Source organism: Citrobacter sp. Cb028, assembly GCF_030336705.1.
Lineage (GTDB): Bacteria > Pseudomonadota > Gammaproteobacteria > Enterobacterales > Enterobacteriaceae > Citrobacter > Citrobacter braakii.
The window spans coordinates 96,721-104,299 of the sequence record NZ_JAOWCZ010000019.1 but is presented as its reverse complement, the minus strand read 5'-3'; the positions used below and the strand labels follow the sequence as shown (position 1 = coordinate 104,299).

At 49.8% G+C, this 7,579-nt stretch carries 4 protein-coding genes and 3 pseudogenes; all 7 read right to left on the bottom strand.

Annotated elements, in window-relative coordinates; genetic code table 11:
- Nucleotides 1-16 precede the first annotated feature (16 nt).
- The 7 genes and pseudogenes from OGV75_RS01275 to OGV75_RS01245 all read right to left on the bottom strand — a co-directional run bounded on the left by OGV75_RS01275 (nucleotide 17) and on the right by OGV75_RS01245 (nucleotide 7,163).
- Nucleotides 17-714 (bottom strand): IS1-like element IS1B family transposase gene (locus OGV75_RS01275; protein WP_095033700.1). Its coding sequence is split into 2 segments (ribosomal slippage): nucleotides 17-465 and nucleotides 465-714, totalling 699 coding nucleotides; the frame shifts between segments, so codons are not numbered across the junction.
- Nucleotides 715-769: 55 nt separating this feature from the next.
- Nucleotides 770-985: pseudogene (locus OGV75_RS01270) on the bottom strand (polysaccharide deacetylase family protein); the annotation flags it as partial.
- Between the two features lie 367 nt (nucleotides 986-1,352).
- Nucleotides 1,353-2,594 (bottom strand): IS91 family transposase, encoded by a 1,242-nt coding sequence (locus tag OGV75_RS01265; RefSeq protein ID WP_153754018.1) that lies wholly within the window; start codon nucleotides 2,592-2,594, stop codon nucleotides 1,353-1,355.
- A pseudogene (locus OGV75_RS23605) lies at nucleotides 2,554-2,673 on the bottom strand (hypothetical protein); the annotation flags it as partial. The gene OGV75_RS01265 and the pseudogene OGV75_RS23605, both read right to left, overlap by 41 nt.
- Nucleotides 2,669-3,571 (bottom strand): annotated as a pseudogene (locus OGV75_RS01255) (Tn3 family transposase); the annotation flags it as partial. The pseudogenes OGV75_RS01255 and OGV75_RS23605, both read right to left, overlap by 5 nt.
- A 253-nt stretch (nucleotides 3,572-3,824) precedes the next feature.
- A complete protein-coding gene (locus OGV75_RS01250; RefSeq protein ID WP_153754019.1) occupies nucleotides 3,825-5,102 on the bottom strand; it encodes a DUF2254 domain-containing protein in 1,278 nt (425 codons plus the stop codon).
- Nucleotides 5,103-5,165: 63 nt separating this feature from the next.
- A complete protein-coding gene (locus OGV75_RS01245; RefSeq protein WP_153754020.1) occupies nucleotides 5,166-7,163 on the bottom strand; it encodes a BCCT family transporter in 1,998 nt (665 codons plus the stop codon).
- Between the last annotated feature and the right edge of the window lie 416 nt (nucleotides 7,164-7,579).

Below are 7,579 nucleotides of genomic sequence, written 5' to 3'. Positions count from 1 at the left end.
GGGTAATGACTCCAACTTATTGATAGTGTTTTATGTTCAGATAATGCCCGATGACTTTGTCATGCAGCTCCACCGATTTTGAGAACGACAGCGACTTCCGTCCCAGCCGTGCCAGGTGCTGCCTCAGATTCAGGTTATGCCGCTCAATTCGCTGCGTATATCGCTTGCTGATTACGTGCAGCTTTCCCTTCAGGCGGGATTCATACAGCGGCCAGCCATCCGTCATCCATATCACCACGTCAAAGGGTGACAGCAGGCTCATAAGACGCCCCAGCGTCGCCATAGTGCGTTCACCGAATACGTGCGCAACAACCGTCTTCCGGAGCCTGTCATACGCGTAAAACAGCCAGCGCTGGCGCGATTTAGCCCCGACGTATCCCCACTGTTCGTCCATTTCCGCGCAGACGATGACGTCACTGCCCGGCTGTATGCGCGAGGTTACCGACTGCGGCCTGAGTTTTTTAAATGGCGGAAAATCGTGTTGAGGCCAACGCCCATAATGCGGGCGGTTGCCCGGCATCCAACGCCATTCATGGCCATATCAATGATTTTCTGGTGCGTACCGGGTTGAGAAGCGGTGTAAGTGAACTGCAGTTGCCATGTTTTACGGCAGTGAGAGCAGAGATAGCGCTGATGTCCGGCGGTGCTTTTGCCGTTACGCACCACCCCGTCAGTAGCTGAACAGGAGGGACAGCTGATAGAAACAGAAGCCACTGGAGCACCTCAAAAACACCATCATACACTAAATCAGTAAGTTGGCAGCATCACCTAATAAAGGATATACCTGAAACCAGTTGTCAAGGTATCCATCATCAAATGTCAACATAACGCTTTTACGGGGAAGTTTTCCACCCCGATAAAAAAACTCCAGTTCATCTGATGACAGTGTTTTCCAGTTGTTTTCAGCCAACCATTTCATTTGTTTCCGGAATGTCTCGGGAGAAAGTGTAACCAGCCCAGGGCAATGGCTGACATGATGATACATTAATACCGGAACATGATTTGCCTTAAACAAAAGCCCCCTCCGTTTAAAATTTAACGTTTCTGGAACCCAGCAAGCAGAGATAAAAGGAAAACCCTATAAAGCTGCTGGATTTCATATGCTACTAAATCAAACATCAACAATTTATAAACAATGTTATCTTATCATTTCTTTTAAAAACGGCTCACTAAGAACCTTGACGTATAGTAAATTGAAAAACTAGGCGATACTGCTGTCCGCAACTTATGCCTCGTGCGGTAAACCGTTTTTCCCATCACTCCGGTATTTCTCTCTACACGAGGTCGATTTTTATACCGCGGCGGGCTGTTTTTTATACTCCCCCCCGAATTACAGGCACATTTATTCTGCATCAGCCTGGGATATACCTCAGCAGACTGATATCCCGCGCATTTTTCTTCAGCCCTGCCACATTCAGCCCCGATATTGCACGACGGTAGACCATCCTGCCTCCACACAGCACGCATTCAAACGGGTCTCGCCGCAGGAACTGCTTACTCATCTGCGCATAGCACACCTTCGGCTCCGGTTTTTCCATCCCCAGCGCGCTGTAGACCACCGGCAGCTTTTCTCCGCACACCCGGTTGGCCAGAAAACCAAAATAGCGCACCATCCGTAAAAACTTCTCCGGGATGTGCTGTTTCAGCAGCGCCACGATTTCCCGCTGCGTCAGCGTTTCCGTGGCCTGCTTTCCCGTATTGTGGTCGTGGTAGCGAAAGATCAGCATGGTGCCTCCGGCATAGTGTGCCAGCCGCGAGCCTGCAATCGGCGGCTTTTTCAGGTAACGGCCCAGGTATTTCACGGTGTTTTTGCCCCCGACCGTCTTTTTTGACATGTATACATGCCAGTAATCGCCGCCGGTGGTCAGAACCAGGCTGCGCCACTGTGATTCGGTGGTGATATGGGTGAGAGAGGATGGTATTGCAATACTTTCAGACCAGACGCTCAGCAGCAACTGGCGGATATTACACATCCAGCGGGTGCGCATGGCATCCTTGCGGAAGCTGATTTTCTTCCACTTTCCGAGCGCATTGATGCCGCCGCAGGTGGCAGATACGTGGACATGAGGGTGCCAGTTGAGACGACGTCCATAAGTGTGAATCGCGCAGAAAATACCGATATCCAGCGCCCTTTTGCCGGCGGCATTCAGCAGGTTATCGACAGCGAGGCGGCAGAGGTCGTTGAGCAGCCAGCGGTTGACCTCAAACAGAGTCCACAGCGAGTCGGGGAGGGTGAAGACCAGGTGTATCCAGTCGCAGTCCGGCAGGCGGTTAAGCTGAGCGGCAATCCAGAGGTCAGTGGCCTTTTTCCCGCAGGAGGGGCAGGTACGGCTGTGGCAGGCGTTGGTGATATATTTAACATGGTGGCAGTCAGGATTATCGCAGCCATATTCCTTCACGCCGCCGATGCGGGTCCCGCAGGCGAGCATTTTGGTGACGGCTTCGACTTCGATACCGCGCAAACCACCGGCGTCGAGGAAAGACGTCCAGCACTGGTTAGCCGTGAACAGTTTTTTAAGCGGGCGGGGGCTGAAACCGGAAAACACGGGTAGATTAATCCCCGGCTTCCTGCAGTCGGGCAAGAGCTGGAGCATCGTGGCGGTGCCCGAGAATGGCGCTGGCGACCATCGCCGGTGGCGGGTCCATGGGCTTCATCAGCTTAATCCAGTACCATTATGGCGCGGGCAAGCACTTGACGACTTTCACCTTTGTTAAGGATGGCATGCGATCTGCGACGTAAGCGGGTATCAAGCAGCCAGTCACAGATAAAAATAGAGCGTTCAATACGTCCCATTTCACGCAGGGCTTGGTTGAGCCTGTTTTGTCTGGGGGAGGCAGCCAGCTTTTTTAGTATCAACGACGGTGGCATCAGACCAGCTCCGATCGAAGCCTTAAGCCGCAGCACTTCATCCCAGCGTTGCTCTATAACATCCATCCTGGCCCTTCCGGCAATCAGAGCATCAAGTGGCCTGTACTCCTCTGAGGGCGTAATGACGTACAGCCTGCGACTCCCGAGGTTGTGAATGCGGGGTATGAGCCTGTAGCCAAAGGAGTGAAACATCGAAAATGTTGTTTCAGTCGCACCGGCAGTATCAGTGGCATGCTCATGAATCTCCACAGAACTTTCGTTGTGAAGCAAACCGTCGAGTACGTAAGGCGCCTCACTCTCAGAGGCCAGGATCATTCTGGAGAAAAAGGACGCAAACCAGTTCGACAAAAAGCCATAAATCGACGCGCCTGGCCGCTTGCCGTATTTTGCATTGTATTCAAGGCTGGCTTCACCCCGTCCGCCAGCCGGGAAGAACTGTCCGTCCGAGGATGATACGTGACCATCCCCCCAGATTGCGGCAAAAGGATGGTCCTGCTGCGCGTCGACTAGTACCGAGGTGGTAGATGCATAGATTGCAGCGCGTAAATGACGCTCCACCATGACCATCATCCGGTGAATGGTGACATCCCGTGAACTCTGTGCCATTCGTTCAGCTCCGGCATTCATTGCATCTGCAAGGATCGCTGCCATAAGCGCTGCTTCGTCTTCTGCCTGTTCTCCGGTGCGATAATGGGTGAAACAAATTCCCGGCAGCGACAATGTGGCTTCATATGCCACTGGACTGGAGTATTGCCTGTCGCCATGACACCATTGAAGGCTGGATTCTTAAATTTTCTAATCGAGGGCTGTGCAAAATTAGCTACGTCCGCTTCACGCTGTGAGTTCAATAATTGTGTTGCGTCCATCAGTTGAAATCACAGCTCAAAGTAGACGCTCATTCTCACTGGAATGCTTTGCTTTCACCTTGCCAGAGGACAAATCCTTTGTCCCGCAACTATGGTTTTTTATTAGGATTTTCGCCACTGAATAAATTATAATAAATTGATTTTATAAGATATTCGTCATGGGCTATATGATCAGTACGAGTTGCATGCTCTAATGTTTCAGATGCCAGTATATGTGCGGCTTCAGCAAACATCCCAGGCCAACCCTTACTCAGCATAGACAGTCCTTTAAGGACTCTTATCTGAATCTCCCTCATACTCGCACCATCACGTGCAACAGGTAAGAAAAAGTCTTCCAGTAGGTCTTTGATCTGAAGTGGCGCAACATGTACTGAAGGATATATCACTTCAGTTTCATCTATTTTATTCTGCGCGTAAGCGGAGAGTATTCGAACACCTCTGCCAATGACATCAATCGCAGTACCGGGATCGTTTACTGCGGGCGAAAGGGCCCTGCAGGCTATTTCGGCCATGACGCTGAGACAGAATCGGGGATCCTGAGCAAATGAACGCACATCCGAGACAATGATCGTTTCAAGTAAATCGGTACAGATTGATGACTCCTGACCAGAACTCAGGTACAAAACTGGCATCGATGGATGTATGAAACTGCCTGGCTGCGCCACAAGATATACATGACGAGGATCATTGCTCAGCAGACTGCCGAGCTTGACCATGTCAATATATTCAACATAGCCAATTTTCTCCGGATATACGGCAACAGTTCCTTTTGGTTGTTCATTGTTCTCAAGCCATGGATATCCGCCAAGACATGGACTTTTTGCTCTCGCAATAAATGTCTCGATCGCCGCCTGTTCTACTTTTGCTGTTGTCTCACCTACCCTGCCCAGAGAGGTCAAATGCTGTATCCAGCGAAGCAATGTGATGATTATTAAGGCAATGACAACCAGTGTTACAATGAATAAAATGACTCTACCCCTTTCTCCGTAGGCTCCCATATTGAGGGCAATAATCCCTACCAGGCTGAAGAGAAAAGAACCGATAAAAGTGGCCAGTACATTTTGTGTGGTTACGTCTTCTACAACTAAACGCGTGGCTCTGGGCGTCACATTAGTAGTGGCTGAACCGTAAGCGGTGACCATGATACTCAGTGAAAATGTGGTCACCGCCAGCATACTCGATGCCAGTATGTTCAGAATATTATCAACTGCTTCCGCACCAACCTTCACTGATACTGACTCTGGGATCATTGATCTAAAAAGAATAGATAAAAGGGCCGTTATTATTGCTACCATTGCGAATAACGTTGCCCTGAACCATAGCTTTTTAAGTGTCTGCCTGAGAATCCATTGCCAGCGTGAAATCATTCAGCATATCCTTGTATTAAGTTCGGGAAAATAAATGCCGCCCGGCAGGACGGCATTTTTGTATTAACGAACGAGGTGCAGGAAGTGCAGGTGTTTTTCGTACTGGTCCAGTATGTCATTAATCAGCTGTTCCTGATTCCAGCCCATCACATCATAGTTTTGACCGCCTTCTTTCAGATAGACCTCAGCGCGATAATATCGATGTTGCTCAGCTTGCTGCTCGTCATTGTCCATTGCAGCCATGGCGAAAGCCGGTGAGTTATAGCCACGAAGTCTCACTTCATAAATAAAGTTCAGCTCATTGCCCAAATCGACTTCAAGCCGAATTCGTTCGTCATCAGTATCACTTATATGGCTTATCGTTCCCTGTTTATTCAGTTCTTCCTGAACCAGCGTCATGGCGGGCTGGATAACGTCGCCCATAAAGCGTTTCACAAGAGAGCGCTTTGGCAGATAAGCGATATTGCGCAAGCGTCTCTGCCATGGAATCGGGTTACGCGCTGCAGTCGGAGCAATAGTCGCCATGCTCAGGCTTTCACGCTTGGTCAAATCCCGACGCAGGGCTTTTAATAATCCGTATATGGATATCAGTAAAATCACTGAGAAAGGTAATGCGCTCGCTATTGTCACGGTTTGCAGCGCGCTCAGTCCCCCCGCAATCAGCAGTGCGATTGCCACAATCCCCATGAGCGAGGCCCAGAAAATTCGCTGCCATACAGGCGTGTTAGCGACGCCACCCGATGCCAGCGTATCAACAACCATTGCCCCGGAGTCAGCCGAGGTGACAAAGAAGACAATGACCATCGCCATTGCAATAAATGACAGCACGGAAGAAAACGGGAAATGCTCCAGGAAATTAAACAGGGCCAGCGCGACATCCTGCTGAACGGTATTGGCGAGATCAGCCGCCCCCTGGTTCATAATGAGATAGATTGCGCTGTTACCAAACACCGTCATCCACATGAGCGTGAAGCCGGCGGGAACAAACAGCACGCCGGTGACAAACTCGCGAATGGTTCGACCGCGCGAGACTCTTGCGATGAACATCCCCACAAACGGCGACCATGAAAGCCACCATCCCCAGTACAGTAATGTCCAGCCCCCCAGCCAGTTGCTCGACTTAGGTTCATACGCATAAAGGTTAAAAGTTTTACTCACCAGTTCAGAAAGATAACCGCCCGTATTTTCCACAAATGACTTCAGCAGAAGCACGGTTGGTCCCAGACACAGGACCAGCGCCAGCAGCAGCACTGCCAGGCCCAGGTTGAGCTCAGACAGTATACGTATTCCCTTGTCCAGGCCGGACACCACCGAAATCGTCGCTAAACCAGTGATGACAACGATTAGAATCACCTGCACCGTTTCATTAATAGGCACCCCGAAAAGATGATTCAAACCAGCATTCACCTGCAAAACACCGTACCCCAGCGATGTCGCAACGCCAAAGACGGTGCCAATAACGGCGAAAATATCAACCGCATGGCCTACAGGTCCGTATATGCGCTCGCCAATAATGGGATAAAGTGCGGAACGCAGCGTTAAAGGCAGACCGTGACGGTAACTGAAAAAGGCCAGGATCAGTGCCACAATGGCATAGATTGCCCATGCGTGCAGGCCCCAGTGGAAGAACGTCAGGCGCATTGCTTCCTTCGCTGCCGCAACGGTCTCTGGAGTGCCGACAGGAGGTGAAAGATAATGCATCACAGGTTCAGCAACGCCAAAGAACATCAGGCCGATCCCCATCCCTGCCGAGAAAAGCATCGCAAACCAGGAGTGATAGCTAAAATCAGGCTGTGCATGGTCCGGACCCAGTTTGATATCACCGTAGCGTGAGAGTCCCAGGAACGAGACACTCAGTAGAATCAGGGCCACTGCAAGGATGTAGAACCAGCTGGCATTCGTGAAGATTTGTTGCTGAAGTAGTTTAAAATTTTTGTCGGCGACATCCGGGAATACGGCGGCAAAGGCGACAAGAAGGAAAATTAACAAAGCAGATGTAAAGAATACCGCTTTGTTAATCTGGCTTTTAGACTTCTTTTGGATTGTATCATTTTCACTCATAATCATTTATTCCATTAATTAAAATCCGCACTGTATAGAGGGTACTACATCTCAAAGATTAGCAAACTTCAACTTACGATGCGGCGTCAATCGGAATGCAGAGTGCAAGAGTGGCCATACAGATATCCTGTTGATAGTCTGCCAGCCGTCTTCTGGAGCATTTGATTTGCATAAATTGCATCAGATCTGGGGATTCACTTTGATTAGAGCAATATTGAGAATGACTTACTAACGTCTGATGTTGCGTAAAGCGGGCTTTAAGGATGGTCGCAATGTCAGAGGTAAGGACAGACGTTCAGGATGCAAATAATCAGTGCCGGTTCGTCGCTGATTTTCCTTCAGGCTGACTTGTCCAAAACGAGTAACAATCGTCTACCTATCCTCTCCAAAATGGAAATAATTCTTCTCAACTCTCT

Coding starts and splice junctions, on each gene's coding strand:
- OGV75_RS01245 (WP_153754020.1), bottom strand. CDS start 7,163: ATGAGTGAAAATGATACAATCCAAAAGAAGTCTAAAAGCCAGATTAAC.
- OGV75_RS01250 (WP_153754019.1), bottom strand. CDS start 5,102: ATGATTTCACGCTGGCAATGGATTCTCAGGCAGACACTTAAAAAGCTA.
- OGV75_RS01265 (WP_153754018.1), bottom strand. CDS start 2,594: ATGCTCCAGCTCTTGCCCGACTGCAGGAAGCCGGGGATTAATCTACCC.